A 23,572-nucleotide genomic window follows, 5' to 3' on the forward strand; every position below is an offset into this window, starting at 1 on the left:
CGCAGGAATCAGCCACGCCAATGTATAGCTGGCCGAAACAATATCAATCGCATGTACCCTATATCCCCCGCCTTGATCCCGCCTGAAGGGACAGGGTTGCCAAAATGCTACAGTCCATGCGGCTGGTTGAAATGATAAAATAGGATGTGTGCCGCTTTCTTCCAGTCCCGGACGCAAATCCTGCGCAATTAAGCTGGGGCGGCGGTGGGCCTGCGCAGGCGGCGGCGGGCGCTGTCTATCAGCGGAAGTTCAACCAGCAGCCAGCACAAATATCCGAAAATCAGGGAGATAGCGGTGCCTGCGGCCATGAACAGCGCATAGGCCGGCAGTCCGTATTGCGAAAATGCGCCATGCCAGGCCGCGCCGAACGCCACCACGATCGGATAATGAATCAGGTAGAGAGAGTATGACATGTCCCCCATGCGGTGCCACAGCGCGCTGGGGGCCGCCTGGATGTGGACAAAGCCATACACCATCAGCGCCGATGGAATGCCAAAGCGCAACGCGCGCCAGGAATTGGGCATATCAGGCAGGAACAGCAGCAGGAACAGCCCGGCAAAGGCGATCACGTAATAGGGCAGGTGGGAGCGTGCTCCTCCCGGGAGGATCGGTCCCTTGAACACCAGACCCACGATCACGCCGAACACGAATTCCAGCAGGATTGGCCGGGCATAGAAGGCCAGCGCCACGGGCAGAGCCACCGCCTTGCCCAGCGCCACCAGCGCCAGCATGGAGGTGATCAGGATCGCCATCACCCGGCGCGGAACCCGTCCGCCCAGCAGGATGGCCAGCGCGAACATGGCGTAGAAGAACATTTCGAACAGCAGCGTCCAGCCCAGCGGCACCACCGGATAGATCGCGCCGATCAGCGGGTTCACCGCCGGCAGGAAAAGGTAGGATGCGATTATGTGCCAGATGTTGGTGCCGGTCCAGCCGATGGCGCCGGGTGCCAGCAGCAGCACCAGCACCACCGCGCTGGTGATCACCCAGTACAGCGGGGCAACGCGGGCGATGCGGCGGGCCATGAATGTGCCCGCGCTCAGCCGGCTGCCCTTGTCGGTCGACCAGACCATCACGAAGCCGCTGATCACGAAGAATACGTCCACGCCCGAACGCATCACTTCCAGCGCCGGAATGCCGCCAACAGGCGCCCATTGCTGCGAGAGGTGGTACAACAGCACCAGCACCGCAGCAAAGCCGCGCAGGTACTGGATAGTGGCGATTTCGCCGGGCGCGCCGGCCAGCGGGGGGAACAGGCGGGAGGCCAGACCGGTGGCGCCGCTGTTGCCAGCGGGCTTTGCCAGACCGGTCATGCCCCTGCCCTCGTTATCATGTCAGCAAGAATGCTGGCAGCCCCCCACCACATGCTTATTCAGGCGCGCCGCCGGTGCCCTCTGGCTCATCGGGATTTTCACCCTTGGGACGATGCGCGAAGACCTTGTCGACAATGCCGAATTTCAGCGCTTCTTCCGCTTCCAGGAAGGTGTCACGGTCCATCGCATTCTCGATATCGGTCAGGCTCTGGCCGGTATATTTGACGTAAAGATCGTTCATCCGGCTGCGGATGCGCAGAATCTCGCGCGCCTGAATCTCGATATCGGAGGCCATGCCGCGTGCGCCGCCGCTGGGCTGGTGCACCATGATGCGGGCATTGGGCAGTGCCACGCGCATGCCTGGTTCACCCGCTGCCAGCAGGAAGCTGCCCATCGATGCCGCCTGGCCAACGCACACGGTGCGTACCTTGGGCTTGATGTATTGCATGGTGTCATGGATCGCCATGCCGGCCGTCACCACGCCGCCGGGCGAGTTGATGTACATGGAAATATCCTGGCTGTTCTCGCTCTCCAGGAACAGCAGCTGGGCAACGATGACGCTGGCCATGTTGTCCTCCACCTGTCCGGTGACGAACACGATCCGTTCACGCAGAAGGCGGCTGAAAATGTCGAAGCTGCGCTCACCCCGGCTGGTCGATTCCACCACCACCGGGATCAGCTGGCCGGTAATGGGATCGGTGGTGAAGCGGTCGTTGTTATCGCCGAACGGGTCGAACATGGATGTCCTCTCAGATTGAATTGCGAAACCTATGTCGCGCGTGCTCACCTGATGTTCAAGGGGCTTGCGCGCTTCTCCCCCATCCGCCTGACAATATCCGCTGTTCGGGACACGGGAACAGCGGTTCATCGTGCACGGTAAGCGCCCCGTCGAATCCAGTCTGTGACACGGCGGATTGCGGCTACCACCCGGTATGATCACAGATGTGGTCGTGGGGAGGGGATCAGTTTGCGGGATATTGCAGCCTTGCTGGCGGGGGCCAGTCTGGCCATGGGCGGGACGCCACTGGCGGTCAGCGCGCAGGAGGCTGAGGAAGCCCCTGCTGGCGGAGAGAACGGCGAAGACGCCAGCGCCGACGCCAGCGCCGACGCCAGTGCCGACTCCAGCGCCGACGCGGTCCAGCAGGTGCTGGCGCTTGGCGGCATGGTTTACGTGCCACAGGACTTCGCCCGTTTTGCCCCGCGCAATGCGCTCGACATGTTGCAGCAAGTGCCCGGCTTTTCCATTCGCGGTGACGATGGCCAGCGCGGGCTGGGCCAGGCCAGCGCCAACGTGCTGGTCAATGGTGCGCGGATTTCCAGCAAGTCTGACGGGATTTTTGACCAGTTGCGGCAGATTTCCATCGACCGGGTGGAACGGATCGAGATTGTCGATGCCGCCAGCCTGGCCATTCCCGGCCTGTCTGGCCAGGTGGCCAACGTGGTGACCAGTCCCGGTGCGATCAGCGGCCAGTTCGAATATCGCGCCACCGCCCGGCCCCGCTATGCCGAGCCGAGTTATTTCGGCGGATCGGTGTCGGTCAGCGGATCGGGGGAAAATCACGAATGGACCGTGGCCTATAACCACGGCGTGGGCCGCGGCGGAGGGGGCGGAGGCCTCGCCACGATCAGCGATGCTGCGGGCAATATCATCGAAAACCGCGATGCGGCGATCCGCTTTGTCGGCGATTTCCCGCAACTTTCCGCGCGCGGCAAATGGACCAGCGCGGGCGGCACCATCGTCAACGCCAACGCCAGCTACAGCCGCAACTTCAACCATTTCTCCGACGATGAATACCGCGATCTGGTGATCGGCGTGGACCGCTTTCGCAATTTCGACAACCGCAACCGCGGCTGGGGTTATGAGCTGGGCGGCGATGTGGATTTCGCGCTGGGTGCGGGCCGGATGAAGGTGATCGTGCTGGAAAGCTATGACCGCGGCAGGGTGCGCCAGGATTCGGTATTCATCTTTGACGATGGCTCCCCCGATACCGGCAACCGCTATACCGCGCGGACCGAGACGGGTGAGCGGATTGGCCGCGCCGAATACAGCTGGGCGATGCTGGGCGGGGACTGGCAATGGGACGGTGAGGCCGCTTTCAACCGGCTGGACCGCAGCGCCAGCCTGTTCAATCTCGATCCGTCGGGCGACTTTGTCGAGATCGCCTTTCCCACCGGATCGGGCGGAGTGACGGAGGACCGTTATGAAACCATCCTGACGCATAACCGGACATTGACCGGCGGCCTGTCGCTGCAGGTTGGTGTGGGCGGAGAATATTCCACGCTGGCGCAAAGCGGGCCGGGCGGGCTGGTGCGGCGCTTCTGGCGGCCCAAGGGTTCGGCCACGCTGGCCTGGGTGGTTGAGGACGGGCTGGACGTCTCGTTCAAAATGGCCCGCGAAGTGCGCCAGCTGTCATTCGGCGATTTCCTTTCCAGCGTCTCGCTCAACCAGAACAACCAGAATGCTGGCAATGTGCAGCTTGTACCGCCGCAGGTGTGGGAAGCGGATCTGGAGATCGACAAGGATCTGGGGCCGTGGGGTTCCACCACGCTGAAGATCTATGGCCGCTGGTTTGAGGATCTGGTGGAAATCATCCCGCTGCCCGGCGGGCTGGAGGCAAGCGGCAATATCCCCTCCGCCCGGCGCTATAGCATTGACTGGCGATCCACGTTCGAGCTGGCGCAGATGGGCTGGAACGGGGCCAAGCTGGATAGTGTGGTGGTCTATACCGACAGTAGCCTGTCCGATCCGCTGACCGGCATTGCGCGCCCGTTCAGCGGCCAGACCAATGTCCAGCTGGAGCTTAACCTGCGGCATGATATCCCCGGCAGCGACTGGGCCTGGGGTGCAGGGGTAAGTTACAATCACACCCTGCCTTTCTACCGTCTTGGCGAAGTGGGCCGCGACGATGAAGGCCCCGCCTACACCTATGCCTTTATCGAACATAAGGACGTGCTGGGCATGACTGCCAATTTCCAGGTGTTCAACCTGACAGGAGGAAGTGCACGATTCCAGCGCACGGTCTATGCGGGCTACCGTGACCGCACGCCGGTGCTGTTCCACGAATATCGCAACCTGTCGGTGCAGCCGATCTTCCGCTTTCAGCTGACGGGTGATTTTTAGCGGTATTGCGTCAGATCACTTCGTGGCGCAGGAAAGTGCCATGAAACATGCTCCCCCGCCCGCCGCTCTGCCCGCTGCTCTGCCCGCCGCGCTGCCCGTCGCGCTGGCCACCGCATTGCTCGCCGCCAGCGCCCTCATCGCCGTTCCGTTGCAAGCACAGCAGCGCGAGACAATCGTCATTGCCGATCAACGCATACCCACCAGCGAGATGCGCGCAGATCAGGCCGCGCTCGATGCCAGCACCCAGCTGGAGCGGATTGCGCGCCGTGACGATGCCGGGGTGATGCTGGCTGCGGTCATCGTGGTCAATCCCGATGCTGGCGAAGCGGCGCGCGCGGCTTCCGCTGGCGATGGCTTGCTTCAGGGCCGCACCGTGCTGGTGAAGGACAATATCGAAACGCGTGAATTCCCCACCACCGCCGGGTCGCTGGCCCTGGCAAACAACAACACTGGCCGCGATGCTCCATTGATCGCCAATCTGCGCCGCGCGGGCGGGGTGGTGCTGGGCAAGACCAACCTGTCCGAATGGGCCAATATTCGCAGCACCACCTCCTCCAGCGGGTGGAGCGCGGTGGGCGGGCAGACGCGCAATCCGCATGCGACTGACCGCAACACCTGCGGATCATCCGCGGGCAGCGGCGCGGCGGTGGCGGCGGGCTTTTCCTGGGCGGCCATCGGCACGGAGACCGACGGATCGATCACCTGCCCGGCCAGCGTAAACGGCATTGTCGGCTTCAAGCCCACCGTGGGCATGGTCAGCCGCACCCATGTGGTGCCGATCAGCCACTCGCAGGACACCGCAGGACCAATGGCCAGCAATGTCCGCGATGCAGCGCTGCTGCTGGCCGCGATTGCCGGCAGTGATCCGCTCGATCCCGCAACGCAGGATGCGGATGAGCATGTCACCGATTTCACTCAGGGCCTGCAAACCGCATCCCTCCAGGGCGTGCGGCTGGGCGTGATGCGCAACCAGATTGGCGGCAATGCGGCGGTTGCGGCGGTGTTCGAACAGGCATTGCGCGATCTGGAAGCGGCGGGCGCAGTGCTGGTGGACGTGGATTTCACGCCCGATGAAAGCATGGGGATGAATGAATATGGCGTGCTGCTGTATGAGCTGCGCGAGGATCTGAACGCCTATCTGCAAGGCTCGCCTGCCGATATTCCGGTGCGCTCGCTGGCCGATGTGATCGCCTTCAACACCGCCCATGCCGATCAGGAATTGCGCTGGTTCGGGCAGGACATCTTCGAACTTTCGGAACAGACCACGGACCGCGCGGCCTATGAGGCGGCGCGTGCAACCAGCTTCAATCTGGCTGGCCCTGAAGGGATAGACCGGCTGCTGGCGCAGCATGATGTCGCCTTCCTGATCGCCCCCACCGAAGGCCCTGCATGGCCGATCGACCTGGTGCTTGGAGACCATTTCGCGCCCGGAATTGGCGCGGGCAGCCTGGCCGCAATCGCCGGATATCCGCACCTGACCGTGCCGATGGGCGCTGTGGAGCGGCTCCCGGTGGGCCTGTCCTTCATCGGCGCAAAATGGCGCGATGCCGCGGTTTTGCAGGCGGGTGCGGCCTATGAAAGGGCGCGCAGCGTTACCCTGCCGCAGCCTTCTTTTCAGCCCTGGCAGCCAAACTGAGCGACACAGTTTGATACATTTGCTATGTTGTTCGTCCAGTTGATTGCGTCTAGCGAAACTGGACATAATCAACGGATGGATCTGCGCGCTTGCAATTGTTGTTGAGGGATGCCGGGCGCTTCGCCCTTGCTGCTGCGCTTTTGTGCGCGGCCAATCCCGCGTGGGCGCAGGAAGAAGACACGGCCATTCCCGGTGAACTGCTCGCCGGGCCGAGCGAGCAGCCCGTTGCCGCAGAGCAGAACTTCCCGCTTTCCAACGCGCCGCGTGTCTATGTCCCGGAAGACTTCGCGCGTTTCGCCCCGCGCACAGCGCTCAACCTGATCGAACAGATACCCGGCTTCAATGTCGAAGGGGGCGGCGGCGGCTTCAATGGCGGCGGACGCGGCTTTGGCGAGGCATCGGGCAATCTGCTGATCAACGGGGACCGGATTTCCAGCAAATCCACCAGCACGCGCGATGAACTGTCGCGCATCCCGGTCAGCAATGTGGTGCGGATCGAGATTGTCGATGGCGCGTCGCTGGAAATTCCCGGCCTGTCTGGCCAGGTGGCCAATGTCATCGTGCGCACGGGCAGCATGTCGGGCCAGTTTTCCTGGCGCCCGCAGATTTCCACCGGACCCGCGCCTGTTGGCTGGAGCGAGGGCAATATCTCGGTGCGCGGCTCCGCAAGCGGGGTGAATTATTCGCTCGCCTTCAACAGCGGCGGCTTCATCCGTGGGTCGGAAGGCCCCTCCATTTTCACCGACAGTGCAGGCGTGGTGGATGAGCGGTTCAACACGCAATCGGCGGACTTCAAGCGCCCCTCGCTGACCGGCAGCTTTGCCTTCGAGATTGCGCCCGAGGTCAAGGTCAACCTGAACCTCTCGGGCGGGCTTACCATTTTCCGGTCTGATGAGGAGGAGCGCCGCACCGCGCTCAATCCGCTGCCGACATTCTTTGAGCGGTTCCGCTCCACCAATGATCAGCATTCCTACGAGATCGGCGGCGATATCGAGTTCCCGCTCGGCCCCGGCAAGCTCAAGCTGATCGCTCTGGAGAGCTACGAGCACGGCAATTTCAAGACAAGTTCGCTGCTCGACCTGGGCACTGCGCCCACCAGCGGCAGCAGGTACGAGCGGTTGAGCGACACGGGCGAACGGATCGCGCGGGCCGAATACAGCTGGGGAATGCTGAACGGCGACTGGCAGATTTCGGGCGAAGCGGCGTTCAACCGGCTCGACAATGTCGCCAGCCTGTTCGGCTATAACGCCATCACCGACGAGTTCTTCCAGATTCCCTTCCCCGCGGGGACCGGCGGCGTGCGCGAGGAGCGGTTCGAATCGATCCTCAGCTACTCCACCTCGCTGACCGAGGGGCTGTCGCTGCAACTGGCGGCGGGCGGCGAATATTCAAAGATCTCACAGACCGGCGTCAATGCCCTGTCGCGCACGTTCCAGCGGCCCAAGGGCACGGTTTCGCTGTCCTGGGCGGCGGCAGACGGGCTGGACATCAGTCTGAAAGTTGCGCGCCGCGTGGGACAGCTCAATTTTGGTGACTTCCTCGCCAGCGTCAATCTGACCGATGAAAACCAGAGCACCGGCAACAACCAGCTGCGCCCGCAGCAGAGCTGGGAAACCGAGCTGGAAGTGTCCAGGAACTTCGGGCGCTGGGGTTCGGCCACGCTGACGCTGTTCGATCACCGGATAGAGGACTTCCTGACCATCATCCCCACCATTGGCGGCGGGGAATCGAGCGGCAATATCGACAGTGCACACCGCCGGGGCCTGCGTCTGAACGGTACGCTTCAGATGGAGGCACTGGGCTGGCGCGGTGCCCAGCTGGACGTGCGCATCAGCGCCGAGGATTCCAACCTGCTGGATCCGGTCACCTTCCTGCCCCGCCGTTTCGACCGCAATTCCCCGTTCGAGATTCGCCTCGATTTTCGTCATGACGTGCCCGATACCGATTGGGCCTGGGGCGTGGAATTCCGCGATACCAGCAGCGCGCTCGGCTATCGCCTGAGGGAAGTCACGCTGGATTATAATGTCGCCACTTTCGGGGCGATCTTTGTCGAGAACAAGGATGTGCTGGGCCTGACCATCAGGGGCCGCGTGGGCAATATTTTCAATGGCCGCAACGTGCTGCAACGCACGATCTACAGCGGCCCGCGCAACACCGCACCGGTGCTGTTCAGCGAAGACCGGCGGCTGGCCATCGGCCAGGTATTCAATCTCAGCGTTTCAGGAAGTTTCTGAGCGGCCAGTCCTCCCCACAAGACTCGCATGCCGCAATAGAAAAGGCGGCCCCGCCATCTGGCAGGGCCGCCCTCTTTTTGTCTGGGCCGAAGCCGACTGCAGCTGGGTCTAGGCCTTCTTTGCCGGAGCTTTCTTGGCCGGAGCCTTCTTCGCAGGTGCCTTCTTGGCAGCGGGCTTCTTCTCCGCGGCAGGCTTTGCTGCTTCCTTGGCCGGAGCCTTCTTGGCAGGGGCCTTCTTTGCGGCGGGCTTGGCTTCTGCCTTCTCCGCAGCCGGCTTTGCCTCTGCCTTCTTGGCGGGAGCCTTCTTGGCCGGTGCCTTCTTCTTGGCAGCAGGCTTGGCGGCGGTGGATTCCTCCGCCTCGATCGCGGCTTCCAGTTCCTCGCGAGTCACTTCGCGCTCGGTCACTTCGGCCTTGTCGAACAGGAAATCGACCACCTTGTCTTCATACAGCGGCGCGCGAAGCTGGGCCTGGGCCATCGGTTCGCTGCGAACATATTCGACAAAGCGCTCACGGTCGGCAGGGCTATACTGCTGCGCGGCCTGCTGGATCAGCATGGACATTTCCTGGTTGGTAACTTCCACGCCATTGGCCTGGCCAATTTCAGACAGCAACAGGCCCAGGCGCACACGGCGCACGGCAATGCGGTGGTAATCGTCCTTCTCGGCTTCGATTTCCTTCTGCGCCGTAGCGGGATCTTCTTCCTTGGCGGCTTCTGCCTGCAGCTGGTTCCAGATCTGTTCGAATTCAGCCTCAACCATGGTTGGCGGCACTTCGAAATCATAATCGGCAGCCAGCGTATCGAGCAGCTGGCGCTTCATCTGCGTGCGGGTGAGCCCGGCAGTTTCCTGCTCCAGCTGGCCCTTGAGAATTTCCTTGAGCTTGTCGAGACCGTCGAGGCCCAGGCTCTTGGCGAATTCCTCGTCAATCCTGGTTTCATCTTCGACCTTCACAGCCTGCACCGTCACGGCGAATTGGGCATCCTTGCCCTTCAGGTTTTCGGCCGGATAATCATCGGGGAAGGTTACCGTGATGGTCTTCTTGTCACCGGTCTTCACGCCCGTGAGCTGGTCTTCGAAACCGGGGATGAACTGGCCGGAGCCCAGCACCAGCGGGGTGTTCTCGGCCTTGCCGCCTTCGAATTCCACGCCGTCGATGCTGCCGACGAAATCGATCACGATCTGATCGCCGTCAGCGGCCTTCTTCGTCTTGGCGGCGTCCTTGTAGCTCTTCTGACCCTCGGCCAGACGCGCCAGCGCCGCATCCAGGTCCGCATCGCTGACCGGAACGTTGAGCTTTTCCAGCTTCAGGCCATCGATGGAGGGCACCTCGATATCGGGCAGCACTTCCACTTCGATGGTCAGTTCGGCATCCTTGCCCTGTTCATAGCCTGCGGTCATGTCGACCTTGGGCTGCAGCGCGGGACGCAGCTTCTTGTCACGGATCAGGCCTTCGACCGATTCGCGCAAAGTGGCGTTCAGTGCATCGGAATGCAGCGCCTCGCCATGCATCTTGCGGACCAGATTTGCAGGCACCTTGCCGGGGCGGAAGCCGGGCATTTTCACCTGCGGTGCAACCTTCTTCACCTCGGCATCGATGCGGGCATCGATATCCTTGGCCGGAATGGTCAGAGTGTAGGCGCGCTTGAGGCCTTCGTTGGTGGTTTCGACAATTTGCATTTACCCGTGCCTTTTCAATAATCTTGCCTTGCCCAGATCGCTGAAGGAACTGGTGCGGGCGAAGGGACTCGAACCCCCACATCTTTCGATACTGGTACCTAAAACCAGCGCGTCTACCAATTCCGCCACGCCCGCGGCCCGACGAATTCGCTCAGGCATGCGCCTGACAAACAGGCATGCGCCCTTATATTTGCTAAGCACAAAGGGCAAGCGGCACGAGCGTGCAAAATGGCTTAATCTGCATATCATGCGATGAAGTGTGATTGATTTTCCCGCCATTGCGTGGCTAAGCGCGCAACCATGAGCGACAAAACCGAACAAGACACACCGCCCGATCACCTGGCAATCCACCCCTCCAGCGAATTCTTCGATGCTGACAAGCTGCAACGCGGCGTGGGCATCAGGTTCAAGGACCGGGTGCGCACCGATATTGAGGAATATTGCATTTCCGAAGGCTGGGTGCGCGTGCAGGCGGGCAAGACGATGGACCGCAAGGGCCGTCCGCTGACGATCAAGCTGAATGGCCCGGTGGAAGCCTGGTATGAAGACCTGGGCGACGAACCGCCGGTCAACAAGAAGGGCTAAGGCCCGCCGCGCAGGCCGTTCCTCACACAACTGACCTTACACCACCGGCCTCACACGACTGGCCTCACACGACTGGATCGTAGGGATCGTCTTTCTCGTCCGGATGGGTGGTGGTCATGCGCAGCACGATATAGCCCAGTATGGCCGAGATCAGCGAGCCGGTGAGAATGCCGATCTTCGCCTCGTCTATCAGCAGGCGATATTGCGGGAAGGCCAGTTCGCCGATGAACAGCGACATGGTGAAGCCGATCCCGCACAAGATGCACACGCCCCACACTTCGGGCCAGCTGCAACCGTCCGGCTTCTTGGCGATGTTGAGCTTGTCGGCCAGATAGACGCAGGTGAAGATGCCCACCTGCTTGCCCACCACCAGACCCGATGCCACCGCCAGCGGCAGCGGTGCGAGCAGTTCTGGCAGACCCATGCCCGCCAGCGCCACGCCGGCATTGGCAAAGCCGAACAGCGGCACCACCAGATAGGCGTTCCAGCCCACCAGCCCGTGTTCGATATTTTCCAGCAGGCTGTTGCCGTCGCGCCGGTGCATGGGGATGGTCAGCGCGGCCAATACGCCAGCGATGGTGGCATGGACGCCTGAATTGAGGACGCAGTACCACAGCACGATGGCGGCAAAGATATAGGGCCAGATCCGGTCCACCTTGATGCGGTTCATGGCGATCATCGCGCCCAGCACCAGGATCGATCCGATCAGCCAGATCAGCTTGATATTGGCGGTAAAGAACACCGCGATGATCATCACCGCGCCGATATCGTCCACGATCGCCACGGTCAGCAGGAACAGCCGCAGGGGCGCAGGAACGCGCGTGCCCAGCAGGCCGACCACGCCCATGGCAAAGGCGATGTCGGTTGCCGCCGGGATTGCCCAGCCGCGCACCAGATTGGGCTCGCCGCCGGCAATGAGGGTATAGACCAGCGCCGGAGCCGCCATGCCGGCAATCGCCGCCAGCACCGGCAGCGTGCGCTGCTTGGGATCGGACAGATTGCCGACGATCAGTTCGCGCTTCACTTCCAGCCCGACAACGAAGAAGAAGATCGCCATCAGCCCGTCATTGATCCACAGGTGCAGCGTGTTCAGCTTGAAGGTGGCGCTGGGAAACAACTCTCCGTGGAACAGGTGGTGGTAGCTGTCCGCCACCGCGGAATTGGCCACGAACATGGCCGCCGCGGCAACCGCGATCAGCAGGACGCCTTCGAAGGCATCGCTGATGAACAAGGCCTTGAAGGGCCGGACGACTGCTCTGATGATCGGTGTGTTTGCCATGTGTATTCGTCTTTTCGCAATTGCGGTAAGGATGCAACCCTCGCCTGACGGATCATTGAGTTTTTTGTCTGTGATCGATAGGCCTATGAAAAAATACGTAAGACCTTACTGGTGAGTGAATGAATCTGGGGCATTGGACCATCTTGGAATGGCTGGCGGTTGTAGAGCAGGAGTTACTGCTTTTTGCCGGCATGTTCTTTCTGATCGGGGCGTTGGACGAGCTGGCAGTTGACGGACTGTGGGCCTGGCTGCGGCTGACTGGCCGCAACCGCAGCCTCAATCTGGTGCGCGAGGATGTGCGCACGCGCCGGTTGAACGGTCATGCAGCCGTCTTCATTCCCGCCTGGAAGGAAGAGAGCGTGATCGAACACACGATCACCCATGCTCTCAGGGCCTGGTCGCACACCGAATATGTGATTTATGTCGGCTGTTATCGCAACGATATGGCCACACTGGAAGCCGCCATGCGCGGTGCCGGCAACGATCGCCGCGTGCGCATTGTGGTGCATGATTGCGATGGCCCCTCGACCAAGGCCGATTGCCTCAATCGCCTGTATGCCGCGATGGAGATGGACGAACAGCGCAGCGGCCAGGATGTGCGCATGGTCCTGCTGCACGATGCAGAAGACATGGTCGATCCCGCGGAAATGGGCCTGATGGACAAGGCGATTGAGCGCTTTGAATTCGTCCAGATCCCGGTCCTGCCTCTGCCGCAGAAGGAATCGCGCTGGATCGGCAGCCATTATTGCGAGGAATTTGCCGAGGCGCATGGCAAGACCATGGTGGTGCGCGATGCCATGGGGGCCTGCCTGCCGGCCGCAGGCGTGGGCTGTGCGCTTGATCGCGGCATGCTGCGGGACATGGCTCACCTGCAGGACGCCAATGCACCCTTTTCCGTCGAATCGCTGACCGAGGATTATGAGCTGGGCATGCGCATAGAGGCGGCGGGCGGTCGTTCCCGCTTCCTGCGCGTGCGCGGCGATGATGGCGAGCTGGTGGCGACGCGGGCCTTTTTCCCTTCCCGGATCGATTCCTGCGTGCGCCAGAAATCGCGCTGGGTCCATGGCATTGCGCTGCAGGGGTGGGACCGTCTGGGCTGGGAAGGCGGCCTGACCGAACGCTGGATGCGGCTGCGTGACCGGCGCGGGCCGATGGCCGCTGTGGTGCTGGCCTGCGGATATGCCTTCTTCATTCTGGCGGGTCTGTTCTTTGTCCTGGGCGAACTGGGTGTCGAGCGTCCGTGGCAGACCGATCCGCTGCTCAGCATGCTGATTGTCGCCAATCTTGCGAGCTTTGTCTGGCGGGCGCTGGTGCGCTTTGCCTTTACCGCCCGCGAATATGGCCCGGTTGAGGGGCTGCGCGCCATCCTGCGCATTCCGGTGACCAATGTGATCGCGATCATGGCCGGGCGCAGGGCAATCGTGGCCTATGCCCGCACGCTGCGCGGTGGCGAGGTGTTGTGGGAAAAGACCCATCACGAACTGCATCCCGCCGCGACATTGCGTGAAGTCCCGACAACATGAACCGGGGCCGGAACAGCAGACCCGCCTGGCGCGGACAGCCACTGGCAATGCTGGGCCTGGTGATGCTGGGCTGGATCGGGATGCGCGCGGCCACGTGGGAAGCGCCATTCCCCGCCCATGTCATGATCGCGCAGCTGATCAACACCACCGCAGCGGACGCGCCAAGCGCGCAGGATACGCCTCCCGCCGGCTTCCCGCGGCTGCAATCGCCATTGCGCGCGGGTGAGGGTGGAGAGGCTTTGGACTGGGCGCCGCCCGCCGTGCCCGATGCACCTGCGGCCAGTGGCTGGAACGATCCCGATCGCGCCGCGCAGCCATGGGACGGCGAACAGCTTTCCGATACATCGCAGGTCTTGCTCCGGAACACGCCTCAGAATGCGGCCCATAAGGCGCCTCAACGGATTGTGGCGGGGCATACGATGCTGTTGGCAGCGGCCTTCTCGCAACTGGAAGTGCCCGAGCATCTGCGCGTGTTCTTCGATCCGGTGCAAGACCGTGTGCCCGGTCGATCCGGCGATACCGGTCTGGCCTCGGTTGCAGCTGCTGCACCGCAGGCCGCGCCCTTCGCGGTGCCCTATGCGGGCGCGCAGCAAGACGGGGAGGGCCGCTGGTCCGCCGATGGCTGGTTGATGTGGCGGCAGGACAGCGCATCGCCGCTGCTTTCGGGCCGTCCGTCCTATGGCCGCAGCCAGGCAGGCGCGGTGGTGCGATATTCCCTGGCACCGGCCAGCCGCAACCGGCCGCAAGTATACGTGCGCGGATCGGGCGCGCTGGAAGGTGCGCGTGAGCATGAAGCGGCGGCAGGCGTCTCTGCCCGCCCGATTGCCGCTGTCCCGATTCGCCTCGCGGCTGAAATGCGGCTGGCGCGGCGTGCTGGCGGAACAGATGTGCGGCCCGCTGCCTATGCGGTGACCGAATTGCCGCCGGTAGAGCTGCCCGCCGGGCTGACCGGGGAGCTGTATCTGCAGGGCGGCTATGTCGGCGGCGATTTCGCCACCGCCTTTGTCGATGGGCAGGCGCGCGTCGATCGTGCGCTGGCGGGTTCCCAGGACGTGCAATTGCGCGCAGGCGGCGCGGTCTGGGGCGGCGCGCAGGATGATGCCCGCAGGCTGGATATCGGCCCAAGCGCCTCTGTAACCTTCCGCCTGGGCGATACGCGCGGGCGTGTGGCGGCTGATTATCGCTTCCGCGTGGCGGGCGATGCGCAGCCGGCTAGTGGCCCTGCGCTCACACTATCCGCCGGATTTTAGGCACAACTCACCATTCACCTTCTATCAAATCCGCCTATGGTTTAGGCGCTTGATATGGATGTGTACCTTCCCATTGCCAATCTTGCCGTCAACGGACTGGTTATTGTCCTGCTTGGCGCTGGAACGGGCATTCTTTCGGGAATTTTCGGCGTGGGCGGGGGCTTTCTCACCACTCCGCTGCTGATCTTCTATGGCATCCCGCCAACGGTCGCCGCCGCATCCGCCGCGACTCAGGTGACCGGCGCCAGCGTTTCGGGCGTTTTTGCGCAGAGCAGGCGCGGCGGCGTGGATTACCAGATGGGCGCGGTGACGGTGGCCGGCGGTCTGATCGGCGCGCTGATCGGCGCGGGCCTGTTCAACCTGCTCAAGGCGCTGGGCCAGATCGATGTGGTCATCTCCATCCTCTATGTCCTGCTGCTGGGCACGATTGGCGGGATGATGGGGCGTGAGAGCATTCAGGCGCTGTATCGCAAGCCGCAGGAAAAGCGCCGCGCGGCCAAACGGCGCCACCACCCGCTGATCGCCAGCCTGCCGATGCGCTGGCGCTTCTATCGCTCGGGCCTGTATATTTCTCCGCTCGCCCCGCTGATCCTTGGAATCCTGGTGGGCATATTGACCATGCTGATGGGCGTGGGCGGCGGCTTCATCATGGTCCCGGCCATGCTTTACATTCTGGGCATGAGCGCCAATGTCGTGGTCGGCACCAGCCTGTTCAACATCTTGTTCGTGACCATGATGGTCACCATGACCCACGCGCTGACGACCAAGGCGGTTGATCTGGTGCTGGCCGGATTGCTGCTGATCGGATCGGTCACCGGCGCGCAGATCGGCACTCGCATCGCTTCCTCCGTAAAGCCGGAATGGCTGCGGCTGATGCTGGCGGCCATCGTCCTGCTGGTGGCGCTGCGCATGCTGATCGGCCTCGGCTGGGTGCCGGACGAAGTTTATACGGTGGAGCCATTATGATCCGCCGCCTGCTGCTGATCCCGCTGCTGGCGGTGGCCGCGATCACCGCGCTGCCCCAGGCGGCGCTGGCACAGGCCCGCGATCCGATCCTGGTGTCCGAGATATCGCAGCATGAAGTGCTGGTGCGGCAGGGCTTTACCGGCACCGAACTGCTGCTGTTCGGCGCTATTCTGGACCCCGATGGCAGCCGGGCGCGGGCCGATTATGACATTGTGGTGATCCTGCGCGGCCCGAACGAGGCGATCCGCCTGCGTGAAAAGCAGCAGTTTGCCGGCATCTGGATCAATGCGGAAAATACCGATTTCCGCTCCGTCCCGTCCTTCTTCGCCCTCGCCAGTTCCAGTCCGGTGGACCAGATTGTCGATCAGCGCACGGCGGCGATTTATGAATTCGGGCTGGATTACCTGCAATTGTCGCCGACCGGCACGATCGATCCTGAAGAGCATGCGCGCTTCACCGCCGGGCTGGTGGACCTGCGCAGCCGGATGGAGCTGTTCCAGCAGGATGAAGGCGGCGTGACGATCAGCGAGGATGTGCTGTATCAGGCGCGGATTCACCTGCCCTCCAATGTGGTGGTGGGGCGCTATGTGGCGGAAACCTTCGCCGTGCGCGGTGGCCGGGTGATCGCCTCGGCAACATCCGAAGTGCAGGTGCGCAAGGGCGGTTTTGACCGGGTGGTGGCCGAACAGGCGCAGGTCAATTCGTTCTTCTATGGCCTGCTGGCAGTGGCGCTTTCGGTGTTCATGGGCTGGGTGGCCGGCAGGCTTTTCGCACTGGTCTGAAGGTAAAAGACTGGTCCGACGGCGAAAGATTGAGGCAAATCCCGCTGCCTGTTGCAGTTGACGCGATATTAACTCCGAATGCCTAATCGCTTGGGTTGGCTTTGCAGCTAGGAAAGCGATCAGAATGAACGACATGCCAAGGGATAGTCTCTCCGCCACCAGCGCGTCTCCCGCACCTGGTGCCTTGGTCGATGACGCGGCGCAGGATGCCGTGAACACCAGCCTGGACAATGCCACCACGCCGCTGGGCGTGGTGCTGGAAATTGCCGGCGCTGGATCACAGATCGCTTTGGACCTCCAGCGCCTGATCCAGTGTGCCGAAGATGCCGATCCCTCGATCGCGCTGGCCGGACAGGTGGGCAGCCAGATCAAGATCAAGACCAAGGATGGCTGGCTGCTCGCCAGTGTCCGCAACCAGCGCCAGGATCGGCGCGGGGATGGTAACTCCATCATCGCCAATATCGATTTTATGGGTGAGGGGATGGAAGAGCGCCTGACCGGCAAGATCCATTCCTTCCGCCGCGGTGTGACCCGCTATCCCATTCCCGGCGCGCTGATCTATCCCGCCACCACGGCCGACCTGCGGCAGATCTACGCTTCGGACGGACGCAGTTCGATCCAGATCGGCACCGTCTATCCCACCACCGATATCCGCGCGGGCATTTATGTCGATGCCATGCTGGGCAAGCACTTCGCGCTGCTGGGCTCCACCGGTACCGGTAAATCCACCAGCGCCGCGCTGATCCTGCACCGCATCTGCCAGGCTGCGCCGCAGGGCCATATCGTGATGATCGATCCGCACGGAGAATATTCGGCGGCCTTCCGCAACACCGGCACCATCTTCGACGTATCGAACTTGCAGATGCCGTACTGGCTGCTCAATTTCGAGGAGCACTGCGAAGTGCTGCTCAAGTCGGGCGGAGACGACCTTCAGGAAGACAAGGACATTCTGGCCAAGTGCCTGCTGGCCGCGCGGTCGAAAAACCGCCTGGCGCAGGGCATGGGCAAGATCACCGTCGATTCGCCGATTCCCTACATGCTGTCCGACCTCACCAACATGCTGCAGGACGAGATGGGCAAGCTGGACAAGGCCACCACCACCGCCCCCTATATGCGCATCAAGACGAAGATCGAGGAGCTGAAGGCCGATCCGCGCTATCAGTTCATGTTCTCTGGCATGCTGGTGGGTGACACGATGGCCAGCTTCATCTCGCAGATCTTCCGCATGCCCAGCGCGGGCAAGCCGATCTCCATCATCGACGTTTCCGGCGTGCCTTCGGACATCACCTCCACCGTGGTGGCGGTGCTGTCGCGCATGGTGTTCGACTTCGCCATCTGGGGCCGCAATGAAAAGACCCGCCCGATCCTGCTCGTGTGCGAGGAGGCGCATCGCTACGTTCCCAATGAACGCAATGCCGATGGCTCCAGCGTGGGCCGCATCCTTTCCCGCATCGCCAAGGAGGGCCGCAAATACGGCATCTCGCTGGGGCTGATCACGCAGCGCCCGTCCGACCTTGCAGAGGGCGTGCTGTCGCAGTGCGGCACGATCATCTCCATGCGTCTCAACAATGACCGCGACCAGGCATTCGTGAAGGCCGCCATGCCCGAAGGCGCGCGCGGTTTCCTCGATTCCATTCCCGCCCTGCGCAACCGCGAGTGCATCATCTGCGGCGAGGGTGTTTCCATCCCGATCCGCGTGAGCTTCGACAATCTGGAAGAGAGCAAGCGCCCGGCTTCCGAAGATCCCAGCTTCGTTGAACTGTGGAACGACGAAGGCGGCGAGGAAGAACAGGTCGAACGCGTGGTCCAGCGCTGGAGAACTCAAGGCAACTGACGTTGCCTTGATTTTCTGATTTAGCCTCAGGCGCCGGAAGGGTATTTGGTTTTGCGCACGCCCATCCGGGCGCGCGTCCTCGGTGCTGATCCTTCCGCTACGCTGCAGGGCACCTGCGGGCGGGCGGTCGCCCTTGCGGTCGGCTGGACGCCGACCGAGCCATTCCAGGCCACCGATGAAGCGCCTGATTTACATATCGGGTTTGAAACGTCCTGCCGGATAGCCGTCCGTATGCGCCTGTTCCTCGGCCTCGCGGGCGGTTTCGGCAATTGCGCGATCGCGCCAGGGGGTGTGGAAATAGAAATACCACGCCATCGCCAGCGCGCTGAAGGCAGAGACGGGGAAGGACCACCAGATCGCGTCTGAGCCGAGCCATTGATAGGTCAGGAAATAGAAGCCCAACCGCACGGGATAGAGCGATATGGCGATGATCAGCAGCGGCACCATCACCGCGCCGCCGGCGCGCATGGTGGCGGAATAGACCATCGTCACGCCAAAGAAGATGAAGTTCCACCCGGCCAGCAGCTGAATGTGCCGGGCCAGCGGAACGGCCGGGCTGTCTCCGCCCAGGAACAGCGCCAGCACCGGGCGATCAAAGGCCAGCAGGGCAAGCGTGATCAGCCCGGTCATGGCGAAATTGATCAGCACGCCCGCACGGGTCACATGGTCCAGCGCATGCCATTTCCTGGCGCCGATATATTGCGCGGCCATTGCGCTGACAGCGCCGCCCACGGCCATCGCGGGCATCTGGATATAGGTGAACAACTGCATCGCCGCGCCATAGGCGGCGGTCATCAGCAGACCCTCGCGGTTGACCAGCCCCACCACGATGATGCCCGATGCCGACATCACCAGCATCTGCGCGCCCATCGGCAGACCCTTGCTGATGATATATTTCAGCTCCTCACGCGCCGGGCGCAGATAGCGCAGCTCCGCCTGGCGCAGCCGCAGCGGCAGGTCCTTGGCATAGACATAGAAGACCATGCCGATGAAGGAGAGCGTGCTGGCGATGATGGTGGCAATTGCCGATCCGGCAATGCCCAGCGCGGGCAGGGGGCCGACACCGGCGATCAGCAGCGGGTTGAACACCGCATCCAGCAGCACTGTCACCAGCATGAAGATCAAGGGCGTGCGCGCATCGCCCGTTCCGCGCAGGCCCATGGTCAGGATGATGGAGACCATCATGAAGGGCATGGAGACGAAGATCAGCCGCAGGTAGATCAGCGCCAGCGGATAGGCTGCGCCCGGCGTGCCCAGCGCGGTCAGCAGGTAAGGCGCGGCGAAATAGCCGAACACCGCGATTGCCGTCATCAGCAGGCCGCAAAAGCCCACCACCGTGCCGAAGGTGCGCCGCGCCCCGTCAATATCGCGCGCGCCATAGCGCTGGCCGATCTTGACCGTGCCGGCCATGCCGAAGCCGAATGCGGCGCTGGACACCAGGAACATCAATATGTTGGCATTGGCGGTGGCCGCCAGCGCCTCCTCCCCGATCAGCCGCCCGACCCAGATCGAATTGATCGTGCCGTTCAGCGACTGGAGGATATTGCTCATCAGCGCAGGCACGCTGAACAGCATCAGCGTGCGCAGGATCGGCCCTTCGGTCAGATTGCCGCGCATGGGCGGTTTGCCCGGTTCCTTCGCCGTGGAAGCGTTCATGTGCCTCTTGAGTCCCCGAACAGGTGGATATGCAGGCGGTCGCTTAGCCTGAAACCGTGGGTCAGGCATAGAGGCACCAGCCACTGCATCCGCGACGAAATTGTCGCGCTGTCTATACCTTCGGGCATCAGGAAGATGCGCGCGGCGGGAATGGCATGGGCGCGCTGGATGGTGAGCACTTCCTCCACGTCTTCCGGCCGGGCGATCACGAACTTGAAAAAGGCGCGTTCATCGGTGGTCCAGCGGTCCAGCATGGCCGGGATCAGCGCCAGATCGGCGGGATTGCCCGAATGGGCAAGCTTGGGGCTGACGTTGTACTGGTCCACCCTTATATCGAGCCGGGCCACGGGATCGACCGTGCCATTGGTCTCTATCTCCACCCGTATATCTGGCAAAAGTTCGAGCATTTCAGCCAGTTTTGCCGATTGCAGCAAAGGCTCCCCGCCGGTGATGACGAGGCGCTTCTGGCCCAGTTTTTCGATCCGCGCGGCCACCTCCGCAGCTTCGAGCGTGATCTGGTTGGCCTTGCGCGCGAAAGTCTCGCCGCTGCGGTGCGGGCGGTTGTCGCCTTCGAAGTGCCAGGTGTAGGCGGTGTCGCACCACACGCAGGCAAGGTTGCAGCGGCTCAGCCGCAGGAACGCCACCGGCATGCCCGCACTTGCCCCCTCGCCCTGGACGGAGGCGAAGATTTCCGGCTCCCCTTCCTCCACGGTGGCGAGGGTGAGCGCCATTATCCCAGCCGTTCCAGCGCTGCCTTCAGCCGGGCAATCTCGGCCTCATGATGCGCATGGTCGGCCTTGGCCTTCTCCACCGCTTCGGGCTTGGCCTTCTGGGCAAAGCTGGGATTGCCCAGGCGGCCCATCAGCGATTTGGCTTCCTTCTCGGATGCCGCCATCGCCTTTGTCAGGCGGGCCTTCTCCGCCTCGATATCGACGATGCCTTCCAGCGGGATGATGAACACGTCATCGCCCGCCGTGACCTGCATGGCCGCGCCTTGCGGTGCCTCGCCAAAGGTGACGGGCGTGAGGCGGGCCAGCCGCTCGATCGCTGCCGCGCTGCGCTCGACAACGCTTTTCGCCAGCGGGGAAGGGGCGGGGCAGAAGGCGGGCAGTTTCTCACCGGGCGAAATGCCCAGTTCGTTGCGCGCACCGCGGGTGGCGGTGGTGAGGGCGATGGTCCAGTCAATCGCGGCCACGGCATGCGCATCCACGCTGGCGCGCGGGTCGGGCCATTTGGCCAGGATCAGCTCATATTCGCGTTCACCCCCCTGATAGTCCGCCTGGGCGTGCCACAATTCCTCGGTGATGAAGGGCATGAAGGGGTGCAGCATGACAAGGATCTGATCCAGCACCCACCCGGCCACGGCGCGGGTTTCAATGGCGGCGGGACTGTCCTGATCGCCGGCGAATACCGGCTTGATCAGTTCCAGATACCAGTCGCAGAACTTGTCCCACGTGAAGTGATAGACGATGTTGGCCGCCGCATCGAAGCGCAGATCGGCCATCGCCTTGTCCAGCGCGTCCACCGCCTGCGCAACTTCACCGATGATCCACTGGTTGGCGGCCAGCTTGGCAGCAGGCGCGGCGATGGTGTCGCTCGCGCCAATGCCGTTGGACTGGCAAAAGCGGGTGGCGTTCCAAAGCTTGGTGGCGAAGTTGCGATATCCCTCGACCCGCTTCTCATCCATCTTGATGTCGCGGCCCTGGCTTTCCATCGCCGCCATGAAGAAGCGCAGCGCATCGGCGCCGTATTTGTCCACCAGCACCAGCGGATCGACCACATTGCCCTTGGACTTGGACATTTTCTGTCCGTCCGGCGCGCGCACGAGGCCGTGCAGATACAGGCGCGGCCACGGGTTCTGGCCAGTCATCTTCTGGCCCATCATCATCATCCGCGCATCCCAGAAGAACAGGATATCGAAGCCCGAAACCAGCAGGTCGTTGGGGTAGTGCTTCTTCAGCAGTTCGGTCTCATCGGGCCAGCCGAGCGTGGCGAAGGGCCACAGGGCGGAGGAGAACCAAGTGTCGAGGACGTCTTGATCTCTCCAAATGGGGATCATTCGCTCTTTTTCGTTGGTTGCCTGAATTGCCTGCTCACGCGTGTCAAACGCTTCAACTGTCCAGCCATCTTCGACAAGTTCGATGTATTCTTTTTTCGCCAGCGCAATCGCCTCATCTTCTTCCATGCAGACGAAAGTCGGGCTTTCGTTGGGCAAGACGCGACCACTTGTGGTCCCAAAAATGAGACCTTCTCCGTAGCGTGTCATGCTATACCACGCCGGAATCCGATGCCCCCACCACAACTGGCGGCTCACGCACCACGGCTGGATGTTTTCCATCCAGTTGAAGAAGGTCTTCTCCCAGCTCTTGGGGACGATCTCGACATCGCCGTTCTTCACAGCTTCAATCGGCGCCTTGGCCAGCTCGGCGGCATTCACATACCACTGGTCGGTCAGCCACGGCTCGATCACCACGCCGCCGCGATCGCCGAAAGGCGTGGCGATGGTGCGCGGCTCTGCGTCGAGCAGGACTTCATCGCCGTCCTTGTCCCTGGTCACATGCGGGATCAGGCAGCCCAGCTCCTTCAGCTGCGCCACGACCTGCGCGCGCGCTGCAAAGCGTTCCACGCCAATATAGCTGTCGGGGATCAGTCCGTCTGAAACCTGGCAGACATTGGCTTCGGCATCGAACATGTTGAGCATGTCGCTTGGCGCAATTCCGGCACGCTTGCCGACCTCGAAATCGTTGAAGTCATGGCCCGGGGTGATCTTCACCGCGCCGCTGCCCAGTTCCGGATCGGCGTGTTCGTCAGCCACGATGGGAATGCGCCGTCCGGTGATCGGCAGCACCACGTGCTTGCCCACCACGCTGGCATAGCGCTCGTCAGTCGGGTGAACCGCCACGGCCATATCGGCCAGCATGGTTTCGGGCCTTGTGGTGGCGACTTCGATGTAATCGCTGCCATCTGCCAGAGTAACGCCGTCAGCCAGCGGATATTTGAAGTGCCAGAAACTGCCCTTCACATCCTGCGTCTCGACTTCGAGATCGGAGATTGCAGTCTTCAGCTTGGGGTCCCAGTTCACCAGACGCTTGTCGCGGTAGATCAGGCCCTCGTTATACAGGTCCACGAACACCTTCACCACGGCGCGGGTGAAATGCTTATCCATGGTGAACTGCTCGCGGCTCCAGTCCATCGAACAGCCCAGGCGGCGCAGCTGGCGGGTGATTTCTCCCCCGCTCTCATGCTTCCACTCCCACACTTTCTCGACAAAGCCTTCGCGCGTGTAATTGGTGCGCTTGTCCTGCTTCGCCTCCATCTGGCGTTCGACCACCATCTGCGTGGCGATGCCCGCATGATCGGTGCCCACCACCCACAGCGCATCCTTGCCGCGCATGCGCTCGTACCGGATCACGATATCCTGCAGCGTATTGTCCAGCGCATGGCCGATGTGCAGGCTGCCGGTGACGTTTGGCGGCGGATTGACGATGGTGAAAGGCTCTGCGTCCGGGCGTTCAGGCCGGAACAGGCCGTTATTTTCCCAATGGGAATACCAGCGCGCTTCAATCGCGGCGGGGTCGAAAGTGGTGTCCAGTTCGCGGGTCATATCGCCCGCGCCTTTGCCAGCGCTGGTGCGCAAGGGCAATGGCGGATTGGCCACAACACTGGCGGGGCACTCGTGGGGGTATTGACGCGCAACTGGTCTTGCCGCCGCGCGG

16 protein-coding genes and 1 tRNA gene are annotated in these 23,572 nt (G+C 62.6%); 9 read left to right on the forward strand and 8 right to left on the reverse strand.

Annotation, left to right across the window (positions count from 1 at the left end; all coding sequences use genetic code 11):
• Window positions 1-188: 188 nt before the first annotated feature.
• Together ABDZ98_RS13980 and ABDZ98_RS13985 are read right to left on the reverse strand one after the other, a co-directional pair.
• Window positions 189-1,313, reverse strand: a complete 1,125-nt coding sequence (locus tag ABDZ98_RS13980) for an acyltransferase family protein (RefSeq protein ID WP_160591370.1) — start codon at window positions 1,311-1,313, stop codon at window positions 189-191.
• A gap of 55 nt (window positions 1,314-1,368) precedes the next feature.
• Window positions 1,369-2,052, reverse strand: coding sequence for an ATP-dependent Clp protease proteolytic subunit (locus ABDZ98_RS13985; protein ID WP_160591372.1), 684 nt, complete (start codon window positions 2,050-2,052; stop codon window positions 1,369-1,371).
• A gap of 228 nt (window positions 2,053-2,280) precedes the next feature.
• Between ABDZ98_RS13985 and ABDZ98_RS13990 the strand changes: the two genes are divergently transcribed.
• The 3 genes from ABDZ98_RS13990 to ABDZ98_RS14000 all read left to right on the forward strand — a co-directional run bounded on the left by ABDZ98_RS13990 (window position 2,281) and on the right by ABDZ98_RS14000 (window position 8,304).
• Window positions 2,281-4,434 carry a TonB-dependent receptor plug domain-containing protein gene (locus ABDZ98_RS13990; RefSeq protein WP_160591375.1) on the forward strand — a complete coding sequence of 718 codons (2,154 nt, stop codon included), beginning with the start codon at window positions 2,281-2,283 and terminating at the stop codon, window positions 4,432-4,434.
• A gap of 40 nt (window positions 4,435-4,474) precedes the next feature.
• Window positions 4,475-6,070, forward strand: a complete 1,596-nt coding sequence (locus tag ABDZ98_RS13995) for an amidase (protein ID WP_160591377.1) — start codon at window positions 4,475-4,477, stop codon at window positions 6,068-6,070.
• Window positions 6,071-6,171: 101 nt separating this feature from the next.
• A complete protein-coding gene (locus ABDZ98_RS14000; RefSeq protein WP_160591379.1) occupies window positions 6,172-8,304 on the forward strand; it encodes a TonB-dependent receptor plug domain-containing protein in 2,133 nt (710 codons plus the stop codon).
• A 108-nt stretch (window positions 8,305-8,412) separates the two neighbouring features.
• Here the strand turns inward: ABDZ98_RS14000 and tig are convergent, their stop codons facing one another.
• On the reverse strand, window positions 8,413-9,981 hold the full coding sequence (gene tig / locus ABDZ98_RS14005) for a trigger factor (protein WP_160591392.1): 1,569 nt from the start codon (window positions 9,979-9,981) through the stop codon (window positions 8,413-8,415).
• Between the two features lie 50 nt (window positions 9,982-10,031).
• A tRNA-Leu gene (locus tag ABDZ98_RS14010) sits at window positions 10,032-10,116 on the reverse strand.
• 165 nt (window positions 10,117-10,281) lie between these two features.
• Here ABDZ98_RS14010 and ABDZ98_RS14015 point away from each other — a divergent pair.
• Window positions 10,282-10,566 carry a DUF3297 family protein gene (locus tag ABDZ98_RS14015; protein ID WP_160591393.1) on the forward strand — a complete coding sequence of 95 codons (285 nt, stop codon included), beginning with the start codon at window positions 10,282-10,284 and terminating at the stop codon, window positions 10,564-10,566.
• Between the two features lie 64 nt (window positions 10,567-10,630).
• On the opposite strand, the gene nhaA is transcribed toward ABDZ98_RS14015, so the two are convergent.
• Complete coding sequence (gene nhaA / locus ABDZ98_RS14020) at window positions 10,631-11,845, reverse strand: Na+/H+ antiporter NhaA (protein ID WP_160591395.1); 1,215 nt, start codon at window positions 11,843-11,845, stop codon at window positions 10,631-10,633.
• A gap of 119 nt (window positions 11,846-11,964) precedes the next feature.
• Here nhaA and ABDZ98_RS14025 point away from each other — a divergent pair, with 119 nt between their 5' ends.
• The 5 genes from ABDZ98_RS14025 to ABDZ98_RS14045 all read left to right on the forward strand — a co-directional run bounded on the left by ABDZ98_RS14025 (window position 11,965) and on the right by ABDZ98_RS14045 (window position 18,200).
• Complete coding sequence (locus ABDZ98_RS14025) at window positions 11,965-13,368, forward strand: glycosyl transferase family protein (RefSeq protein ID WP_160591398.1); 1,404 nt, start codon at window positions 11,965-11,967, stop codon at window positions 13,366-13,368.
• The gene (locus ABDZ98_RS14030) at window positions 13,365-14,618 is read left to right on the forward strand and encodes a hypothetical protein (protein WP_160591400.1); all 1,254 of its coding nucleotides are present in this window, start codon (window positions 13,365-13,367) and stop codon (window positions 14,616-14,618) included. The genes ABDZ98_RS14025 and ABDZ98_RS14030 overlap by 4 nt, the downstream gene beginning before the upstream one ends.
• 54 nt (window positions 14,619-14,672) lie before the next feature.
• On the forward strand, window positions 14,673-15,584 hold the full coding sequence (locus ABDZ98_RS14035; protein ID WP_160591402.1) for a sulfite exporter TauE/SafE family protein: 912 nt from the start codon (window positions 14,673-14,675) through the stop codon (window positions 15,582-15,584).
• The gene (locus tag ABDZ98_RS14040; protein WP_160591404.1) at window positions 15,581-16,366 is read left to right on the forward strand and encodes a TIGR02186 family protein; all 786 of its coding nucleotides are present in this window, start codon (window positions 15,581-15,583) and stop codon (window positions 16,364-16,366) included. The genes ABDZ98_RS14035 and ABDZ98_RS14040 overlap by 4 nt, the downstream gene beginning before the upstream one ends.
• Window positions 16,367-16,490: 124 nt before the next feature.
• Window positions 16,491-18,200, forward strand: a complete 1,710-nt coding sequence (locus ABDZ98_RS14045; RefSeq protein WP_237437483.1) for an ATP-binding protein — start codon at window positions 16,491-16,493, stop codon at window positions 18,198-18,200.
• Between the two features lie 189 nt (window positions 18,201-18,389).
• On the opposite strand, the gene ABDZ98_RS14050 is transcribed toward ABDZ98_RS14045, so the two are convergent.
• From ABDZ98_RS14050 to ABDZ98_RS14060, 3 genes are read right to left on the reverse strand one after another with little or no spacing between them, the layout of a single operon-like run.
• Window positions 18,390-19,856: an MATE family efflux transporter gene (locus ABDZ98_RS14050; RefSeq protein ID WP_160591406.1), complete on the reverse strand. Its 1,467-nt coding sequence runs from the start codon at window positions 19,854-19,856 to the stop codon at window positions 18,390-18,392.
• On the reverse strand, window positions 19,853-20,587 hold the full coding sequence (locus ABDZ98_RS14055; RefSeq protein WP_160591408.1) for a 7-carboxy-7-deazaguanine synthase QueE: 735 nt from the start codon (window positions 20,585-20,587) through the stop codon (window positions 19,853-19,855). Before ABDZ98_RS14055 ends, ABDZ98_RS14050 begins: the two co-directional genes overlap by 4 nt.
• Window positions 20,587-23,460: a valine--tRNA ligase gene (locus ABDZ98_RS14060; RefSeq protein WP_160591420.1), complete on the reverse strand. Its 2,874-nt coding sequence runs from the start codon at window positions 23,458-23,460 to the stop codon at window positions 20,587-20,589. The genes ABDZ98_RS14055 and ABDZ98_RS14060 overlap by 1 nt, the downstream gene beginning before the upstream one ends.
• Window positions 23,461-23,572: the final 112 nt, after the last annotated feature.

The sequence above is a fragment of the Alteraurantiacibacter aestuarii genome, assembly GCF_039523595.1.
GTDB classification, from domain to species: Bacteria; Pseudomonadota; Alphaproteobacteria; order Sphingomonadales; family Sphingomonadaceae; genus Alteraurantiacibacter; species Alteraurantiacibacter aestuarii.

Bases quoted from the DNA above. Each gene is read 5' to 3' on its own strand.
- ABDZ98_RS14055 (WP_160591408.1), bottom strand. From the start codon at position 20,587: ATGGCGCTCACCCTCGCCACCGTGGAGGAAGGGGAGCCGGAAATCTTC.
- ABDZ98_RS13995 (WP_160591377.1), top strand. From the start codon at position 4,475: ATGAAACATGCTCCCCCGCCCGCCGCTCTGCCCGCTGCTCTGCCCGCC.
- nhaA (WP_160591395.1), bottom strand. From the start codon at position 11,845: ATGGCAAACACACCGATCATCAGAGCAGTCGTCCGGCCCTTCAAGGCC.
- ABDZ98_RS14060 (WP_160591420.1), bottom strand. From the start codon at position 23,460: ATGACCCGCGAACTGGACACCACTTTCGACCCCGCCGCGATTGAAGCG.
- ABDZ98_RS14030 (WP_160591400.1), top strand. From the start codon at position 13,365: ATGAACCGGGGCCGGAACAGCAGACCCGCCTGGCGCGGACAGCCACTG.
- ABDZ98_RS14045 (WP_237437483.1), top strand. From the start codon at position 16,491: ATGAACGACATGCCAAGGGATAGTCTCTCCGCCACCAGCGCGTCTCCC.
- ABDZ98_RS13985 (WP_160591372.1), bottom strand. From the start codon at position 2,052: ATGTTCGACCCGTTCGGCGATAACAACGACCGCTTCACCACCGATCCC.
- ABDZ98_RS14035 (WP_160591402.1), top strand. From the start codon at position 14,673: ATGGATGTGTACCTTCCCATTGCCAATCTTGCCGTCAACGGACTGGTT.
- ABDZ98_RS14015 (WP_160591393.1), top strand. From the start codon at position 10,282: ATGAGCGACAAAACCGAACAAGACACACCGCCCGATCACCTGGCAATC.
- ABDZ98_RS14025 (WP_160591398.1), top strand. From the start codon at position 11,965: ATGAATCTGGGGCATTGGACCATCTTGGAATGGCTGGCGGTTGTAGAG.
- ABDZ98_RS13980 (WP_160591370.1), bottom strand. From the start codon at position 1,313: ATGACCGGTCTGGCAAAGCCCGCTGGCAACAGCGGCGCCACCGGTCTG.
- tig (WP_160591392.1), bottom strand. From the start codon at position 9,981: ATGCAAATTGTCGAAACCACCAACGAAGGCCTCAAGCGCGCCTACACT.
- ABDZ98_RS14050 (WP_160591406.1), bottom strand. From the start codon at position 19,856: ATGAACGCTTCCACGGCGAAGGAACCGGGCAAACCGCCCATGCGCGGC.
- ABDZ98_RS14040 (WP_160591404.1), top strand. From the start codon at position 15,581: ATGATCCGCCGCCTGCTGCTGATCCCGCTGCTGGCGGTGGCCGCGATC.